13 protein-coding genes are annotated in these 17,620 nt (G+C 51.0%); 11 read left to right on the forward strand and 2 right to left on the reverse strand.

The features are described 5' to 3' along the window. Positions 1–166: 166 nt before the first annotated feature. Positions 167–2,299 (reverse strand): sodium-translocating pyrophosphatase, encoded by a 2,133-nt coding sequence (locus tag MOZ60_RS09960; protein ID WP_108774337.1) that lies wholly within the window; start codon positions 2,297–2,299, stop codon positions 167–169. Between the two features lie 142 nt (positions 2,300–2,441). Beyond that, complete coding sequence (locus MOZ60_RS09965) at positions 2,442–3,323, reverse strand: LysR family transcriptional regulator (RefSeq protein ID WP_370596549.1); 882 nt, start codon at positions 3,321–3,323, stop codon at positions 2,442–2,444. 98 nt (positions 3,324–3,421) lie between these two features. Between MOZ60_RS09965 and MOZ60_RS09970 the strand changes: the two genes are divergently transcribed. From MOZ60_RS09970 to MOZ60_RS10020, 11 genes are all read left to right on the forward strand, one after another. After that, a complete protein-coding gene (locus tag MOZ60_RS09970; protein ID WP_370596550.1) occupies positions 3,422–5,143 on the forward strand; it encodes an ABC transporter ATP-binding protein in 1,722 nt (573 codons plus the stop codon). Further along, a complete protein-coding gene (locus tag MOZ60_RS09975; protein ID WP_370596551.1) occupies positions 5,140–6,888 on the forward strand; it encodes an ABC transporter ATP-binding protein in 1,749 nt (582 codons plus the stop codon). The genes MOZ60_RS09970 and MOZ60_RS09975 overlap by 4 nt, the downstream gene beginning before the upstream one ends. Then, the gene (locus tag MOZ60_RS09980; protein ID WP_370596552.1) at positions 6,885–7,895 is read left to right on the forward strand and encodes an MmcQ/YjbR family DNA-binding protein; all 1,011 of its coding nucleotides are present in this window, start codon (positions 6,885–6,887) and stop codon (positions 7,893–7,895) included. The genes MOZ60_RS09975 and MOZ60_RS09980 overlap by 4 nt, the downstream gene beginning before the upstream one ends. 135 nt (positions 7,896–8,030) lie before the next feature. Beyond that, entirely contained in the window at positions 8,031–9,392 is a 1,362-nt protein-coding gene (locus tag MOZ60_RS09985) for a DUF349 domain-containing protein (RefSeq protein WP_370596553.1), read from the forward strand. A gap of 88 nt (positions 9,393–9,480) precedes the next feature. Beyond that, positions 9,481–9,825 carry a hypothetical protein gene (locus tag MOZ60_RS09990; protein ID WP_108774330.1) on the forward strand — a complete coding sequence of 115 codons (345 nt, stop codon included), beginning with the start codon at positions 9,481–9,483 and terminating at the stop codon, positions 9,823–9,825. Between the two features lie 2 nt (positions 9,826–9,827). Further along, positions 9,828–10,997 carry a cation:proton antiporter gene (locus MOZ60_RS09995; protein ID WP_277635377.1) on the forward strand — a complete coding sequence of 390 codons (1,170 nt, stop codon included), beginning with the start codon at positions 9,828–9,830 and terminating at the stop codon, positions 10,995–10,997. A 174-nt stretch (positions 10,998–11,171) separates the two neighbouring features. Next, complete coding sequence (locus tag MOZ60_RS10000; RefSeq protein ID WP_370596554.1) at positions 11,172–12,614, forward strand: MATE family efflux transporter; 1,443 nt, start codon at positions 11,172–11,174, stop codon at positions 12,612–12,614. Positions 12,615–12,625: 11 nt separating this feature from the next. Continuing rightward, the gene (locus MOZ60_RS10005; RefSeq protein ID WP_108774327.1) at positions 12,626–13,078 is read left to right on the forward strand and encodes a UCP014422 family protein; all 453 of its coding nucleotides are present in this window, start codon (positions 12,626–12,628) and stop codon (positions 13,076–13,078) included. After that, the gene (locus tag MOZ60_RS10010; protein ID WP_370596555.1) at positions 13,071–14,288 is read left to right on the forward strand and encodes an FAD-dependent oxidoreductase; all 1,218 of its coding nucleotides are present in this window, start codon (positions 13,071–13,073) and stop codon (positions 14,286–14,288) included. Before MOZ60_RS10005 ends, MOZ60_RS10010 begins: the two co-directional genes overlap by 8 nt. A 44-nt stretch (positions 14,289–14,332) precedes the next feature. Continuing rightward, the gene (locus MOZ60_RS10015; RefSeq protein ID WP_108774326.1) at positions 14,333–15,271 is read left to right on the forward strand and encodes a LysR family transcriptional regulator; all 939 of its coding nucleotides are present in this window, start codon (positions 14,333–14,335) and stop codon (positions 15,269–15,271) included. A 2-nt stretch (positions 15,272–15,273) separates the two neighbouring features. Then, positions 15,274–17,620: hypothetical protein (locus MOZ60_RS10020; protein WP_370596556.1), on the forward strand; the 2,347-nt coding region annotated here is incomplete at its 3' end.

A 17,620-nucleotide genomic window follows, 5' to 3' on the forward strand; every position in this document is an offset into this window, starting at 1 on the left:
GTAACTTTAATTGTCTTTTTACCATCTTACTGTAACAATGAAACCGGAAAGGAAAGCCGTATGCGTTAGAAGCGCACGTACGGTTTGATGAGGGGCGGCAGAAGTTAACTCTGTCGCCTACTCTTTTTGCATGAAAAAAAGAATGGATTTCTCCATTCTCTTTGGATTAGTGAATCAGATGTACGGTATTGAAGACGACGGCGAGTGTGTTTGCCACGGTGGACATCATCTTGATGAAGATATCCAGGGCAACACCGACGACGTCTTTTCTTGTATCACCAACAGTATCACCGGTGACGGCTGCCTTGTGGGCAGGGGAGCCTTTGCCGCATCCTTTGATGCCGCCGGCTTCAATGAACTTTTTCGCATTGTCGAAGGCACCGCCGGAGTTGCCCATGAACAGGGCTTTTGGAATGGCAGTGATCGTGGCACCGATCAGCAGGCCGCCGACAAATTCAGCACCGGCAAGGAAGCCGCCGATGATCGGGATGATGATGGCGAGAATAGCCGGCATCATCATTTTCTTTAATGCCTGGTTGGCAGCCATCTCAATCATCTTGTTGTATTCCGGTCTTACCGTGCCTTCCAGCACACCTTTGACAGAGAGCTGGCGGTCTCCTTCATCGGCCATCAGGCGGGCAGATTCAATCGTATTGTCGGTCAGGATGGCAGAGAAGTATTCGATCAGGGCACCGCCGATGATACCGCCGGAGATGACGATATAGCTGGCAATGTTGAGGACCGGTACCTGATCGGCTGCGGTGTAGTTGGCAACGTATGCAACGATCAATGATACAGCCGCAAAGGCAGCAGAGCCAATGGCGAAGCCTTTGCCAATGGCAGCGGTGGTATTGCCAACGGCATCCAGCTTATCCGTGATGGCACGTACTTCCGGATCCAGGTGGCAGCTTTCTGCAAAGCCGCCGGCATTGTCGGCGATCGGGCCAAAGGCATCGATGGAGACGGTTGCGCCTACGAATGACAGCATGCCCAATGCGGAAATGGCAATGCCGTATGTACCGCAAAGTACGCCGGATAAGAACAGAGAGATACCGATGATCAGAATCGGCAGCAGGCAGCTTCTTGAGCCAAGGGCATCACCCTTGGTGATGACGAAGGCTTCTCCTTCAGTGGCAATTTCAGCCAGCTGTCTTGCCGGCTTGTAATCTGTGCTTGTGTAATATTCCGTGATGGAACCGATGGCAACACCGGACGCAATGCCAAGCAGGGCAGAGATCCATGGTGAGATCCAGCCAAGACGGAATTCATCATAGAGCGGGACATCCTTGAACAGGAACATGCAGGTGCAGAATGACAGGGCGACGGTCAGACCGGCGGCGATCCAGTTAGACAGGTCCAGTTCGTGTTCGGGATCATCCTTCATATTGCGAAGTGATGTAAACATGATGGAGAGCAGGCAGGAGAACAGTCCCACACCTGCCAGTGTCACGGGAAACAGGGTCGTGGCATTGAAAGTTGCCTCGGTGATGTTTGTCTCTTTGAGAATGACGGCTGTTTCATAGCTGGTGACTGAGATCATCAGTCCGGCTGCGATGGAGGCAACATACGATTCCAACAGATCCGAGCAGTTGCCGGCAATATCATTGACATTGTCACCGATGAAATCGGCGATGGTGTTTGGCACGCGGGCATCATCCTCAGGCAGATCGTGGCGGATCTTGCCGAGAATGTCACTGGAGATATCTGCAGCTTTGGTATAGTTGCCGCCGGCGACACGGTTGAACATCGCTACCAGCGAGCAGCCAAGGGAATAGGTCGTGATGCGCATGACACTGGCATTGCACGGTACTGACAGCAATAGGCCCTGGCCAACGGATGTATGGCTGACACCGTTGAAGATCATCAGTACCAGTAATAGTCCCATCGTACCAAAGGCCTGTACGGAAAGGCCGGAGATGGAGCCGCCCATCAGGGCAACTTTGACCGTGGCACCGATTGACAGGGTCTCTTTTGCTTTGTTGGCAGTGCGCACATTGGCGTAGGTTGCCGACTTCATGCCGATGATACATACTGCTGAGCTCATCAGGGCACCAAGCAGGAAGGTCAGACCGGATGTCTTTTCAATGAACAGTGTGAAGACAACGGCCATAATCAGTGTGACAATGCCGATGGAGCGGAACTCGGTGCGAATGAATGTGTTGGCACCGGATCGAATGATCGCAGCCATGTCGGCCATGTCCTTTGTGCCTTCCGGGAGTTTCCGGATGTTGTTGTAATTGTAGAATATGTAGCAAAGTGTCAGAATTGCCACAAGCAGAAAAATAAGCCACCAAACCATAATGTTTTTCCCCTTTCTTTGGCTGCTGCTATTGTCAACAGGCGAATGATCTGCCTGATTGTGCCTTTTTCAGACTTTCTCTGTTTTTGAATCCTTTGGCTTCATTATGAGACTTTGCGAATCTATTTACAAGTGATAGCGCTTACAATTTTTGACTTGCCTGCGCTGTTTTTGCTTTGATTTTCTGAAAACACTGCCAGAAGCGCTGCGCATTCTGATCCAGCCTGCCTTTGCGGTGGACAAGCCGCAGGCTGCTGGTCAGCCTGAGATCCGGTATGTGATTGCTGCCAAGTTCAGGATAGGGAATCGGCAAGGTATCCGGCACCAGGGCAATGGCATCCATGTGCCTGGCAAACTGCAGGCATGTTCTTGCATCATCGCATACCATGATGGGATGAATGGTGATGAAGGCATTGTTGCAGGCTTCCCGGATCGGGTTCTCCCAGCGCCGGTACAGGATGAGGGGATAGTGAGACAGATCCTGCAGAGTCAGCGATGCCTCGATGTCCATCTTCTTCTGACAGACGGCATGAATGTGGCTGGTGCTGATTTCAATGGCATCCAGGTCCTGATCCGGATAGGGTGTGCGGATCAAGGCCAGGGAGATGGTGCCTTCATGGAGCTGATCAAGCAGATCGTATGTATTGGCTTCATGCAGGATCAATGGAATGTGGGGATACTGCTGGTGAAATTGATCGAGTCCCTTGTAGAAGGAATCACATTCATAGGAAGAGATCACGCCCATGGAGATCGGCTCTGGTGCATGCGAGTGCTGCTTCAGGCGCTGATGGATATCACTGTCCATCGCCAGCATCTTCTTTGCATGCTGGTACAGTATCTCGCCATCTTTGGTGAGACGTATACCCCGTCCCTGACGGATCAATAATGTGGTGTGCAGCTCTTCTTCCAGATTTTTGATCTGTGTGCTCAAAGGTGGCTGTGACATGTGGATCTTTCTGGCCGCCCCGGATACAGATCCTTCTTCGGCAATGGTCACAAAGTAATACAGTTGTTTCAGTTCCATGGAGCCTCCTATATAAAAATAATATAGCTTTGAATGATAATAATATCTTTGCTATAAGAGATCAATGGTACCATGGCACAGAAGAAGAGGGGAATACGATGGTTAACTTGAGAAAATATCTGGCCAGGTACCGTACGGCCAGTATCCTGACACCGCTGTTCAAGCTGCTGGAAGCGCTGCTGGATCTGTTTGTGCCGCTGGTTGTGGCAGCGATGATCAACCGCGGCATCGGCACTCATGACGCCAGCTTCCTGATCCGCTGCTTTATTCTTCTGCTGGTGCTGGCAGCGGTTGGACTTGGGTTCAGTATCACAGCCCAGTACTTTGCAGCGAAAGCAAGTGTCGGCTTTGCCACAGATCTGCGCCAGGCACTGTTTGATCATATCGAAACACTGTCTTACAGCGATCTTGACAAACAGGGCAGCGATACGCTGATCACCCGGCTGACCGCGGATATCAACCAGGTGCAGACTGGTTACAATCTTGCCCTGCGGTTATTGCTGCGCAGTCCGTTCATTGTCTTTGGTGCCATGATCATGGCCTTCACGATCAATGTGAAGTGTGCCATCATCTTTGCCGTTGTCATCCCACTGCTGGCCCTGGTTGTCTTTGGCATCATGTATGCGTCCATGCCGCTGTTTGCCAGAGCACAGAAAGCACTGGACAGGGTATTGTCTGTTGTGCGTGAGAATCTGCTGGGTGTGCGTGTCATTCGTGCATTCTGCCGTGAAAAGGAAGAAGTACAGGCATTTGATGCCGCCAATGATCATCTGACCAGGCTGAATGAGAAAGCCGGCAATCTGAGTGCAATGATGAATCCGGCTACCTATATTCTGATCAATCTGGCAACGGTTGTGCTGCTGCAAAGCGGTGCCATTCAGGTAAATCTTGGCTCTCTTGCCCAGGGTGATTTGGTTGCTTTGTATAACTACATGGCCCAGATTGTGGTGGAGCTGATCAAGCTTGCCAATCTGATCATTTCCATCAATAAGGCACTTGCCTGTGCACGCCGCGTCGAAGATGTGCTGGCCATCCAGCCTGGCATGCAGTATCCAGCAGCACCGGTGCAGCCGTCTGATCCGGATACCGTACTTGCCTTTGATCATGTCAGCTTTGTGTATGAAGGCGGCGGGGCAGAGGCACTGCATGATGTGTCATTTACATTGAAGCGGGGCGGTACGCTTGGCGTCATCGGCGGTACTGGTGCCGGCAAGAGTACGCTGGTGAATCTGGCAGCCCGCTTCTATGATGTCAGCGCTGGATCTGTCAAAGTGGAAGGTGAGGATGTGCGCAGCTATCCCCAGGCACAGCTGGAACAGATGATTGGTGTGGTGCCGCAGAAAGCAGAATTGTTTGCCGGTACGATCCGTGACAATCTGAAGCTTGGCAATGAAGGTGCGGATGATGACCTGCTTTGGAACGCACTGGAGAGGGCTCAGGCAAAGGATGTTGTGCAAGGAAAGATTGGTGGGCTTGACAGTATGGTTGAGCAGAATGGCCGCAATCTTTCGGGTGGACAGAAGCAGCGCCTGACCATTGCCAGAGCGCTTGTCAAACAGCCAAAACTGCTGATCCTGGATGATTCTGCCAGCGCTTTGGACTATGCCACGGATGCCCGTCTGCGGCAGGCATTGCGCAGTGTGAAGGCAACGACTCTGATTATTTCGCAGCGCATCAGTGCGGTGCGCCAGGCCGATGCGATTCTTGTATTGGATCAGGGAAAGCCGGTGGGCCTTGGCAGTCACGAACAGTTGATGAAAGACTGTGCGGTATATCAGGAGATTGAAGCATCGCAGAACCGGAAGGAGGCAGCCGCATGAACAGGGATTCTTCAAGGAAAACATTTGCCAAAGTCATGCAGTATATCGGCCGATACCGCTTCCTGCTTTTCGCATCTCTTGTACTGGCAGGATTAAGCGTCATTGGCCAGCTGTATGTGCCGATTCTGTTTGGAAAGGCCATTGATGAGATCGTGGGCAAGGGCAATGTCAATTTTGGCCGTATTGCCATCATGATGAAACAGGCGGTTCTTGTCATTGTGGCAAGTGCTGCTTTGACCGGCATCATGAATATCATCAATAACCGGGTTGTGTATCAGACTGTAAAGGAGATCCGGGCCAGGGCCATGCGGCAGATCCAGAAGCTGCCGTTAAGCGTATTGGACAGCCACAGTTCCGGTGATATTGTGCAGCGGGTGACCGGTGATGCGGATGCCCTTTCTGATGGCCTGCTCAATGGCATGACCCAGTTGTTCTCCGGCATCATTATGATCATTGCCACTCTGTATTTCATGTTTTCCAGGTCCGTTGAGGTCTCTTTGCTGGTAGTGATTCTGACACCGCTGTCATTTCTTGTCGCAAAGTTTATTGCCTCCGGTGCCTATGGCATGTTCCGGAAAGCAAACAAGACCAGAGGGGATCAGACAGCCTATCTGAATGAGATGGTCGGCTCCATGCGGGTGGTGCAGGCCTTTGGCTATCAGGAAAGAGCATCAAAGCGTTTCCGGAAGGTGAATGAAGAGCTGCAGGATTATGCGCAGAAAGCAATCTTCTTCTCCTCATTGACCAATCCGTGCACACGGGCCGTGAATTCCTTGATCTATGCCATTGTGGCACTTGCCGGCAGTTTTCTGATTCTGAAGGGAAGACTGACCGTCGGCGGTCTGAGCGTGCTGCTGGCTTATGCCAATCAGTACATGAAGCCGTTCAATGATATTTCCAGTGTGATTACCGAGATGCAGAATGCCTTGTCATGTGCAGACCGGATCTTTGCTTTGATTGAGACAGAACCGGAACCGGCAGAGAAAGATGCTGTATTATCCGATGTCAAAGGACATGTACAGCTGAATCATGTGTACTTCCAGTATGATCCATCTAAGCCTTTGATTCGTGATTTTACGATGGAAGCAAAGCCGGGCATGCATATTGCGCTGGTTGGGCCGACGGGCTGCGGCAAGACGACGCTGATCAATCTGTTAATGCGCTTCTATGATGTCAACCGTGGCGAGATTCTGGTGGATGGAAAGAATATCCAGAATGTAACAAGGCATTCTCTGCGTCAGCAGTGGGGCATGGTGCTGCAGGATACCTGGCTGAAGAATGGCACAGTGCGGGAGAATCTGGCTCTGGCTGATCCTGATGCCAGTGAAGAGCAGATGATCGCAGCATGCAAAGAGGCCCATTCCTGGGGCTTTATCTCGCAGCTGTCAGCTGGCCTGGATACTCAGATTACCGAAGATACACTATCTGCAGGTCAGAAACAGATGCTGTGCATTACCAGAGTAATGCTGGCCCTGCCGCAGATGCTGATCCTGGATGAGGCAACTTCTTCGATTGATACCCGTACCGAGATCCAGATTCAGGATGCCTTTGACAGGCTGATGGCAGGCCGTACAACCTTTGTGGTTGCCCATCGTCTTTCTACGATCCGCAATGCGGATCTGATTCTGGTAATGAAGGACGGCATGATCATTGAAAGAGGCACGCATGAGCAGCTGCTGGCTGAAAACGGCTTCTACAAACAGCTGTATGAAGCACAGTTTGCCAGTGTGCAGGAGATGGCATGAATACGTTCCCCGGATGGGATCTGCTGGAAGGATGGCAGATCGATCCAACGAAAGCTGTGGCATATGGCTTTGTAAAAAGCGATCAGACCCTTGTGTATGAAAAGGATCTTGGCAGCGGTCTTTTGATCAGGATGAAGGCGGATGGCAGCCAGCTGCGGGCAGACTGCATCGATGCGGAAAGCAAAGAGCGCTTTGTGCCATTGTACGTACCCGGTACAAAGGGCACGTATGTTGATCAGGTACGCAAAGCCTTTCTGTCTGCACTGCTTTTGATCCGCAATGCCTGCTGTATACAGCGCAGCTATCAGCTTGCCCAGACAGGACGCATCATTGCTCTTGTGCAGGATCACCTGAAGATCTCCATTGATCATCTGTTTGCCAAACATCCTTCCATTGGTGTTTTCCATCATGAAGACGGCAGATGGTTTGCGTTTATTTCCCCTGTTATCCGATCCAAAGTGTTTCCCGGCGGCGGTGATACGCAGACTGAGATTCTGGTATTCCGCACGGATGATAAAGAGAATCTGCTGAAAGAGAAGGGGTTTGGCCGGGCGTGGCATATGAACCAGCAGCGCTGGGTATCTCTGGAGCTGAATGATGCGATCAGTGATGCACGCATCCTCTCTTTATTAGAGAACGCAAGTGATCTTTCCGGAGGCCCTGCATGCCATGCATGGCTGCTGCCCGCCAATCCAAAGCAGTATGATGTGATTGGCGCGCTGGAAAACTGTGATGAGATCACCTGGCACAAGGATGGAAATGTGCTTTTGCGTGACCGTGTGTATCTGTACTATGCAAAGCCATATGGCTGTATTCTCTACCAGTTTGATGTGATTGCAGTGGACGTAAAAGAGATGGTGCTTCATGTGGTACAGCGGTATCGGCGCGGCCAGATTGACCTTACCTTTTTGAAGAGTATCGGCCTGCGGGCTCCGCGCAGTCTGCGCCATCTGCCGATGGATCTGGAAAAGCTTGTTCTGGACCACGTGCAGGTTTGTCACAGGTGATGATTTTTGCGGAAAAAACCGGTTTTTCTTCCCATTACTACGGGATTCATGTAAAATAAGCGGGTGGATTCGGGCGGCAGAGCCCGATTAGTTTCGAACTGACAACAGTTCCATATTCGCGAGGGAGGAAAAAGTATGGATTGGAAAACACTGCCTGGTTACGACGAGAAGTATGCCAACATTTCCATTAAGGAGCGCAAGTCATTTGGCGGAAAGGTCATTGACGTGTTGTATGGCGCCAAGGATGAAAACGGAAATGCGGCTGTACCGGTCGCTGGCAAGGATGACGGACACGGAGAGTGGTTCGGTATCGAAAATGAGAAAGGATACGTCATGTTCACTCTGAAGCATCCAGCATCCGAGGGCGGTGAAGTTGAGTATGGCACCAGCCATGGTGATCATGCCCTTGAGGATATGGAAGCGGATCTTGCCAAGAAGCAGGCACTGTGCAAGGAGATCAATGATCTGCAGCCTAGTGAAGAGAATGCAGCCAGGGTGGATGAGCTGAAGCAGGCATATGCTGGTGTTGAGGACTGGGGAACAGCCAAGGATGCCGAGTATAATGAGTGGTTCAACCGCAAGGCTGATGAGTTTGAGAAGAACAAGAATGTGATTGCCGAGAATACCAAGGCAAAGCAGGAGCTCGTTGATGAGGCTGCCAAGCTGGCTGATGCCCAGGAGTGGAAGGCTGGCCAGGCAAAGCTGAGAGAGCTTGAGGATAAGTGGGATGAGCTGGGAAGCGCCGGTGCTGCTGACAGTGCGCTGCATACAGCATTCCGTGATGCCAGAAGAAAGTTCTTCGCTGCCAAGGATGAATACTTTGACAATCTGGATAAGATGCGTGCTGAAAACAAGGCCAAGAAGGAAGAGCTTGTTGCCAAGGCACAGGATGCCGTCAAGGATATCAAGAGCTATAAGGCAACCGGCGATCTGATGAATTCTCTGATGGACAGCTGGAAGGCTGTCAAGAGTGCCGGCCATGAGACAGATGAGGCTCTGTGGAAGGAGTTCTCTGCAGCCCGTCAGGAGTTCTTTACAAAGCGCAGAGCGTTCTATGAGGAGCGTGATGCACAGCGCAAGGAGTCGATTGATGCCAAGCGTGCTCTGATTGAGAAGGCTAAGGAAATTGCGACTAGAAATGATTATAGCCGTGAGACAACAGATGAGATGAAGCAGCTGGATGTTGAGTGGAAGAAGCTTGGCTATTCCGGCAAGGATGAGAATGACCGTCTGTGGGATGAGTTCAAGGCTGCCAAGGATGTGTTCTGGAATGGCAAGCATGATGCGTCTCAGGCCCGCTTCAAGTCTCTGATTGACCGTAAGGATGAGCAGATCCGCAATATGCGTGAGCAGGTGAACCGTCTGGAAGAGAGAGTTTATGAGACGGATGACTTTGAGGAAGAGCAGGATCTCAACCGCAGAGCTGCGCAGAAGAAGAACATCATTGAGAACATGAAGAAGGATATTGAGGATCTCAAGTCCAAGCTTGATGACTGATGACAGTAAGGAAGGTGCAGGCCTTCCTTTTTTGTTTGTCAGAATTGTTGTACAAGCCTATAATGGGCATCGGAAAGAGGGATAGAAGATGGAACTGTTAGTTCATATTACAAATCATGAAGAGACGGTTACACCCATCATGGATAAGATGATGGCTGCCGGTATTCATGGTGCTTCCATTGTTACTTGTGAAGGCATGCTTGCGGCTGTCAATGCGGACAGTGTCAATGCCCCTGCTATTTTTGGCGGTCTGCGCCAGTTTCTGAATCCAGAGCGTCCTCAGAACAAGATGATTCTTGTACTGCTGGAAGATAATCAGGTTCAGCAGGCGATTGATATTGTGCATCAGGTGTCAGGAGATCTCAGGCTGCCGAATACCGGCGTCATGTTCGTGCTGCCTGTGAGCCGCTGTGAAGGGACAGACAGTCACTGAGCATGACGGTCCTGTTATATCTTGGCCTGGCCATGTGTGCCGGCCTGCTGATGACAAGACTGACGCGGCTTGTTCATCTGCCTAATGTCACAGCATACCTGATCGCCGGTGTATTGATCGGCCCGTGTGTCCTGCATTTATTAAGCAAAGACACAGTTTCTTCACTCGGCCTGATTACTTCAGTGGCACTTGGCTTCATTGCCTTCTCCATTGGTGATCAGTTCCGTCTGGAAGATATGAAGAAGCTTGGCGCAACCGTGCTGGTTGTCACGCTGTTTGAGTCAGTCGGCGCTGTTATTCTTGTCGATATTGTTACCCTTGTCTGTGGCTTCCCGCCGGCTGAGTGCCTCGTGCTTGGTGCATTGGCAGGCTCTACTGCACCGGCCGCAACCCTGCTGGTTGTGCGTCAGTACAAAGCATCCGGTCCATTGACAAGTGTCTTACTGCCGGTTGTCGCAGCCGATGATGCGACGGGTCTGATTGCCTACTCCATTTCCATTTCCATTGCCCAGGGCATTGCCAATGGTGAGGCATTCTCCGTTGTCAATACACTTCTGGTACCGCTGCTGGAAATCATTCTGGCTCTGGCCATTGGTGCTGGTCTTGGCTTCCTTGTTGCATTGAGCCACCGCTGGTTCCACTCGCATACCAACCGGATGTCCATCTGCATCGCTGCGGTATTCTGTGCCGTTGCCATTGCCGATCACTTCGGATTGAGCTCACTGTTGATGTGCATGATGCTCGGTGCTGTGTATGTCAACCTGCGCAGTGATGCGGAGCGTATCCTGAATTCTGTGGATGACTGGACATATCCGCTGTTCATGCTGTTCTTCGTTATTTCAGGTGCCCAGCTCGATCTGTTCTCACTGCCAAAGGTTGGCCTGCTTGGCGTGATCTACATCATCACTCGTTTCTCCGGCAAGTGGCTCGGTTCCTGGCTTGGTGCGACTATCCGCAAGTGCCCGAAGGTTGTCAAAGATGGCATTGGCTGGGCTTTGATGCCGCAGGCTGGTGTCGCCATTGGTATGGCAACCCTGGCTGTGACACAGCTGCCGCAGTATGGCTCTCAGATCCTGACTGTCATCCTGTCCGCAACACTTGTCTATGAGATCGTTGGTCCGATCGCAACCAAGACAGCACTGCAGAAGGCAGGAGAAATTCATACAAACTGATATGTCAAAGTAGTGCACATGATTGTGCATTGCTTTTTTTTCGAATGAAATTCCTGCACAGCTGATCGAAATATCATCAGGTTCCGGGATAGAACCTTTTTGATGATGCGCTGTATGCAGACTGCATAGTTCTTCCATACTGCTTTTTGGTGTATGGGTATTATAATAACTGTTATGACAGATAAAGATGTATTGCGCAAGGCAATGGATGCGGATCATCCGCTGCCTCTTGGCGCAAAGATGGAAGTGGTATGGAAACTCTCTCTGCCTGGCATTCTTGCCCAGATTTCAGAGATTGCCATGCAGTATATTGATGCGGCGATGGTAGGCAGTCTTGGTGCTTCTGCCAGTGCTGCCATTGGTCTTGTGGCAAGTTCGACCTGGCTGGTTGGCGGCCTTGTCATGGGAACGGCGGCTGGCTTCTGTGTGCAGATTGCCCATGCGTCTGGTGCAAAGCAGGAGGCAAAAGCACGTGATATCCTGCGCCAGGGCATCGTGGTATCATTGCTGATTTCACTGGTGCTGGCGGGTCTGGGCTCTTTTGTTTCTTTCCATCTGCCTGCCTGGCTTGGCGCAGATACATCTTTGTGGCATGATGCCACGGCATACTTTCTTGTCTTTGCCTTGTTTGTGCCGGTAAGGATGATGTTCTATCTTGGCCAGAGTGCGCTGCAGAGCACCGGCAGTATGAAAATCCCGGGCTTTTTGTCGGCCATCATGTGTGTACTGGATGTATTCTTCAATTACCTGCTGATCTTTCCTGCCCGCCAGATTTCTCTTTTTGGCGCTTCTGTTGTCATGCCTGGTGCGGGCCTTGGCGTGATGGGTGCGGCACTTGGTACGGCCTTCTCGTTTGTGTGTGCGGTGATCGGTGTCTTTATTGCCATCATGCATTCTTCCACTCTGTCCCTTTTGAAAGCAGGCAGCTGGAAGCTGCATCATGATACATTGCATGAGGCGGCGGTAATCGGTGTGCCGATGGCACTGGAGCAGGCAGCGATGACCAGTGCCCAGGTGTTTTCCACTCGGATTGTGGCACCGCTTGGCACCAATGCCATTGCGGCCAATTCCTTTGCGGTGACTGCAGAATCCATCTGCTATATGCCTGGTTATGGCATCCAGAGTGCCGCGACAACGCTGGTTGGTCAGGCTGTTGGTGCCAGAAGAAAAGAGCTTGCCAAAAGCTTTGGCTGGCTGAGTACGCTGATGGCAATGGCAATCATGGCCATGACTGGTTTTGCCATGTATTTCCTCTGCCCATTTGTCTTTGCCTTTCTGACACCAGTGGAAGATGTACGCAGGCTGGGGGCTTCGGTATTGCGGATTGAGCTGCTGGCAGAGCCGTGGTTTGCGGCATCGATTGCCGCTTCGGGTGTGATGCGCGGGGCAGCGGATACACTGGTGCCGGGCATCATGAATCTTGTCAGTATCTGGGGTGTGCGCATTCCGCTGGCCATGGTGCTGTCAAAACAGTACGGCCTGCACGGTGTATGGATCGGGATGGCAGTGGAGCTTACTTTCAGAGGGCTGATCTTTTTGATCCGGCTTGGCAGGGGCAGATGGCTGAACCGTGCTTTTGAGGGATCATCGCATTCAGTGTATAATAGCCGTAAGTGAGGTGATGCGGGATGCTGAAGAAAATGCCGCCGGCACAGAAGGTGTTTGAGGCCTTTACGGCGATTGCGGATGAGCGTGTGACAATGGGGGATCACGAGGCAAAGGTGGATTCCAGTGATGATGCCAGAGAGTATACAGTGCGCTGGCAGGATGAGGCATATGCTTCTTCTGATCCGGCAACCTACTGGCAGGGATATCCTGGCTATCCGGTGATTGCGGTGCTTCTGATGCAGGGGAAGCTGCCGATGGACCGCCGCATCATTTCCTATATGTCGGATATTCCCTGGCATAAGCTGAATGATGCTCACAAGCGGGATTATCAGGCTGCTTTGATGGATGCGCTGTCAGACAATTCCCATGCCGAAGAGATTCTTGCCTATGGGCAGAAAGTGAATGAGGAACTGGCAAAGCTGGATATCACCGTGCACAGGAGTCTGAATACAAAGAGGAAAAAGCATGATTGAAGAACATACAAAAGAACTGGCGGCGTACTGTTTGTCCTGCCCGGTGCCGCGCTGTGAAACAGGATGCCCGGTGCATAATCATATCCGGGACTATATCAAGGCCGTCAAGGAAGATGATATGGCCAGAGCCAGAGAAATCCTGTATGGCGTGAATCCATTTCCGCAGCTGACATGCCGTCTTTGTGATTATGCAAGACAGTGCCAGGGACACTGCGTGCGGGCAATCCGTTCTGTCCCGGTGGAGATTCATGCGCTGGAAATGGCCATCAGTGATTCCGGCTTTGATGAGACAGTCAGCGGCAGTGCCAATTGTCATCGCATTGCGATGATCGGTGCCGGTCCTGCCAATCTTGCGGCCGCAAAGTATCTGGTGCGCAGAGGCTTCCATGTGGAAGTTTATGAAGCGCTGGATGAGATCGGCGGCGCCATTTTCAGCGGGATTCCTTCCTATCGTTTTGACAAGTCGTATCTGCAGGAAATCCACAGTGACCTTGCCAAAGCAGGCGTGAAGTTCCACTTTGGTACGATGGTTGGCAGAGATGTGTCTTTAGAGGAGCTTTTGAAGGAGTATGACCGTATTCTGGCTGGCATTGGTGCCCAGTCGGAGAATACGTATGGCCTGCAGGGTGATGGCTGCAAAGCTGGCCTTTCGCTGCTGTATGATCTGAATGTTCTGCATCTGCAGGAAGAATACCATACGAAGTATCGCCATGCGGTTGTCTGGGGCGGCGGCAATGTGGCAATGGACTGTGCCCGCAGCCTGATCCGGCTGATGGATGATGTGACGGTGATCTACCGCCGCTCTGAGAAGGAGATGCCGGCAAACCATGATGAGATTGAAGATGCGAAAAAGGAAGGCGTGAAGTTTGCTTTCCTGGAGAATATCAAGTCGTTGTCTCTGGATGAGAAGGGCAGAGTGACTGGTGTTCATGCCGTGAAGATGCATCTGGGAGAGCCGGATGACAGCGGCCGGGCAAGACCGATTGAGACCGTTGGCAGTGATTATGAGATTGTATGTGATCTTGTTGTACCTGCGATCGGTCAGAAGGTTGATTTTGCGCCATTGGATGGTCTGCATACGACTGCCAGCCACCTCAGTGATCATGAGCGGGTTTATGTGTGCGGGGATGCCTATCTTGGGCCAAAGACGGTGGCAGCGGCCATTCATGATGGCATCGAAGCAGCCAAGGAGATTGAAGCATCATTCTGACAGGAAGGGGAAACCTTTCCTGTTTTCATAAAGAGGGATAGTACATGACGATACAGCAGATACATTATGCAATCGTGATCTCAGAAACGGGATCTTTGAACAAGGCAGCGGAGCAGCTCTATGTGTCACAGCCTTCTTTGACCAGTGCCCTGCAGGAGCTGGAGAAGTCTTTGCACATTACGATTTTCAACCGTACTGGCAAAGGCGTGACGCTGACCAATGACGGCCGGGAGTTCCTGCAGTATGCCCGCCAGGTCTATCAGCAGTATACAGACCTTCTGGAGCGCTACGAAGATACTTCCAATATCAAAATCAAGTTTTCTGTCTCCACCCAGCATTATTCTTTTGCGGATAAAGCTTTTGTCGAGATGGTGAAGAAGTTTGATCTGTCCAAGTATGAGTTTGCCATCATGGAGACAAAGACCAGGGAAGTGATCTCTGATGTGGCCAGTGTCAAGAGTGAGATCGGCATTCTGTATCTGTCTGATTTCAACCGGCCGGTAATTACCAAATTGCTGCGGACCAACAATCTGGTCTTTCATCATCTGATTGATGCCAGAGCCTATGTGTATATCTGCCGCAATCATCCGCTTGCTAAGCAGAAGTCCATTTCCTTTGAACAGCTGCAGAAATATCCCTGCCTGAGCTTTGACCAGGGCGATAACGTTTCCTTTTATTTCTCGGAAGAGATTCTTTCGACCAATGAATACCCGCGCATCATCCGTACCAATGACCGTGCGACGATGCTGAATCTGATGGTCGGCCTCAATGGCTATACACTGTGCTCGGGCATCATCTGTGAAGAGCTCAATGGTGATGACTATGTGGCAGTTCCCTATGAGGATGCCAACAATCCCAACAGTACGATGGAGATCGGCTATATTACCCGCAAAGACAACACGCTGTCCAAGATGGGAACTTTGTATGTGCAGGAACTGAATGATTATCTGCAGCAGGAATCAAAGAAGATGCAGCAGAGGTGAATATGCAGGACTTTGGCTATTTCTTTCTGGATCAGGAAAAAGATATGATTGTCTCTCTGCAGATGGCAGAGGATGGCAGGCTGTACTATGAGCTTTCTACGCCTAATCATCACACGGGCAATCTGATCAGAAACTTTGCCCATTTGTGCAAGGCGGATCTTTACGAAAACAACATCGGCCTGCAGGTGATGCGCGGGGAAGTGCCATGTTACGTGGATGGCAATAATGAACTTGTCTATGTGCTGCGCCTTGCTGATACCAAGATTGCCAATATCTACCCGGATGGCCGTATTGAATGCAAAGCTGCGGTGCCGGCCATTGCCAAGACACTGATGTCACAGACCAAGCAGTATAAATACGGAGCCTATGAGACGATCTTCAAGACGTATGTATTTGCGGACTGCAAGTTCCACAGTGATCTGCATACGCATATGAATGCCAATCTGAGTCCGGATACCCTGATTGCCCTTGGCATTGCCCATCAGATCCGCTATCCGCTGTATCTGATCCGCAAGCTGAATCTGGAAGTCAATGATGCACAGATGAAGTATCTGCTGGATACCTTTGCCAGAAATAAAGCGGGCAGAACAGCCCGTCAGGCAGAGGATATGACCTATCTGAACTTTGCAGACCTGATCCTGAACAATCTCGATCATGCCGAGGCTAACATTGTCAAAATCCGGATCTCATTGTCTATTCTGAAGGACGGCCAGGCCGTCTTCACCAATCTGGAAAAGGTCTATCAATACCGCTATGTCTTTGCCAAGGGTGTCCCGTGTGAGAAAAAGATTGTTCTGCATGACTGTGAAAAGATTCCGGACAGAGATGTGCGGGACAATGTGCTGCAGATGCGCAAGGATCAGAAAGATCCCCGCTATGCGCATTTCTCCTTGTTTCAAAGCAAATTGTTATGGATTGGCCGCACCTATCAGAAACAGGGTGTGACCTACACCGAAATCAGTGATACAACCCTGGTCAAGAATCCGGGTGCTTTTGACATGCTTAAAGAAGTTCATGAGGCTATGCCTGCGATCATGCAGGAAACCGGCGTAACAATCCGCTTCCTGGCTGCCATGCGCCGGATTCCTCTGCAGGGCATTGAGCAGATGCCAAAGAACTATCTCATCCAGAACCTGTCTGTTCTTTCAGCGGTGGCATCTGATCCCTATGTGGCCGGGTGTGACTTTGTCGGGGAAGAAATCAATGATATCCAGACACTGAAACCGCTGTTCAAGGCTATTGATCAGATTGCTGCAAGGGAAGATGGGTTTGTCATCCGTATTCATGCCGGTGAGAATGATTCTCTGAAGGTGAACATGAGCCATGCGATTGCCTGCGTCAAAGACTGTCTGGCTCCAGGCCAGAAGATGCCTGAGATGCGTCTTGGCCATGGTCTGTATACCGTTGCTTTGAACAGTGAACGGGGAAAGAAGCTGCTGAAAGATCTGGCTGACAATCACATTGTGCTGGAGTTTCAGATCACCAGCAATGTCCGTCTGAACAACCTGACAACCATTTCCCGTCATCCGCTGCGCACCTATCTGGCAAATGGCATTGCCTGCGTACAGGGGACCGATGGTGCCGGCATCTATGGCACCAACAGCATGGATGAACAGCTTGCCTTGGCAAGACTGCTGCATTTGAGTCATGATGAAATGAGACAGATGCGCATGGCAGAAGAGCATGTGATGACAAAGCAGCTTGCCTGCTTTGCAAGAAAGATGGATGTGCAGAAGAAACTGCTGCAGAACATGAGCCTGCAGGAATACTTTATGCAGCGGATGTCACTGCCGGTGGCGGATGTACACCTGATACAGGATGGCCTGCAGGACAGCCGTATGATGTTGAAAGAACAGATTCATGCACTGCCTTTGGACAGAATCCCGGTGATCATTGCCGGAGGCAGCTTTAATACCGAAGAAAGAAAGACCAGAGTGCAGCCGGAAGCCCAGCATCTGTTACAGGATGTATTGAGCCGGCTGGATCCTGCCCGCCATTTTCTGGTGGTCGGCCACACACTGTCTGCCTATGAAAAATACGCTGTTGAACATGCCCATGGCTGTGAGGTATATGCTTTTGTGCCATCACGTCTGAAAGAAGGCCAGATTCATCATCTGCGGGAACATCATGTGAAGATCCGGATCTCACAAGAGACGATCGGAGCAGCCCTGTATAAGAGCTTTAACTATGAGATCTTTGAAAGAAGACCATCGGTTGTGATTGCGTTTGATGGCAATTCAGCGGGCGAGAATCTGATCCAGGAAGCACGCAATGGCAAGGGCAAAGCCAGAATTTATGTGTATGCCGGTGCACGCAGTCTGAAGAAGAAGGCGGAATCGCTGCAGGGGT

It is taken from the genome of Grylomicrobium aquisgranense, assembly GCF_033971865.1.
Lineage (GTDB): Bacteria > Bacillota_I > Bacilli_A > Erysipelotrichales > Erysipelotrichaceae > Bulleidia > Bulleidia massiliensis.

Bases quoted from the DNA above. Each gene is read 5' to 3' on its own strand.
- MOZ60_RS09960 (WP_108774337.1), bottom strand. From the start codon at position 2,299: ATGGTTTGGTGGCTTATTTTTCTGCTTGTGGCAATTCTGACACTTTGC.
- MOZ60_RS09965 (WP_370596549.1), bottom strand. From the start codon at position 3,323: ATGGAACTGAAACAACTGTATTACTTTGTGACCATTGCCGAAGAAGGA.
- MOZ60_RS09970 (WP_370596550.1), top strand. From the start codon at position 3,422: ATGGTTAACTTGAGAAAATATCTGGCCAGGTACCGTACGGCCAGTATC.
- MOZ60_RS09975 (WP_370596551.1), top strand. From the start codon at position 5,140: ATGAACAGGGATTCTTCAAGGAAAACATTTGCCAAAGTCATGCAGTAT.
- MOZ60_RS09980 (WP_370596552.1), top strand. From the start codon at position 6,885: ATGAATACGTTCCCCGGATGGGATCTGCTGGAAGGATGGCAGATCGAT.
- MOZ60_RS09985 (WP_370596553.1), top strand. From the start codon at position 8,031: ATGGATTGGAAAACACTGCCTGGTTACGACGAGAAGTATGCCAACATT.
- MOZ60_RS09990 (WP_108774330.1), top strand. From the start codon at position 9,481: ATGGAACTGTTAGTTCATATTACAAATCATGAAGAGACGGTTACACCC.
- MOZ60_RS09995 (WP_277635377.1), top strand. From the start codon at position 9,828: ATGACGGTCCTGTTATATCTTGGCCTGGCCATGTGTGCCGGCCTGCTG.
- MOZ60_RS10000 (WP_370596554.1), top strand. From the start codon at position 11,172: ATGACAGATAAAGATGTATTGCGCAAGGCAATGGATGCGGATCATCCG.
- MOZ60_RS10005 (WP_108774327.1), top strand. From the start codon at position 12,626: ATGCTGAAGAAAATGCCGCCGGCACAGAAGGTGTTTGAGGCCTTTACG.
- MOZ60_RS10010 (WP_370596555.1), top strand. From the start codon at position 13,071: ATGATTGAAGAACATACAAAAGAACTGGCGGCGTACTGTTTGTCCTGC.
- MOZ60_RS10015 (WP_108774326.1), top strand. From the start codon at position 14,333: ATGACGATACAGCAGATACATTATGCAATCGTGATCTCAGAAACGGGA.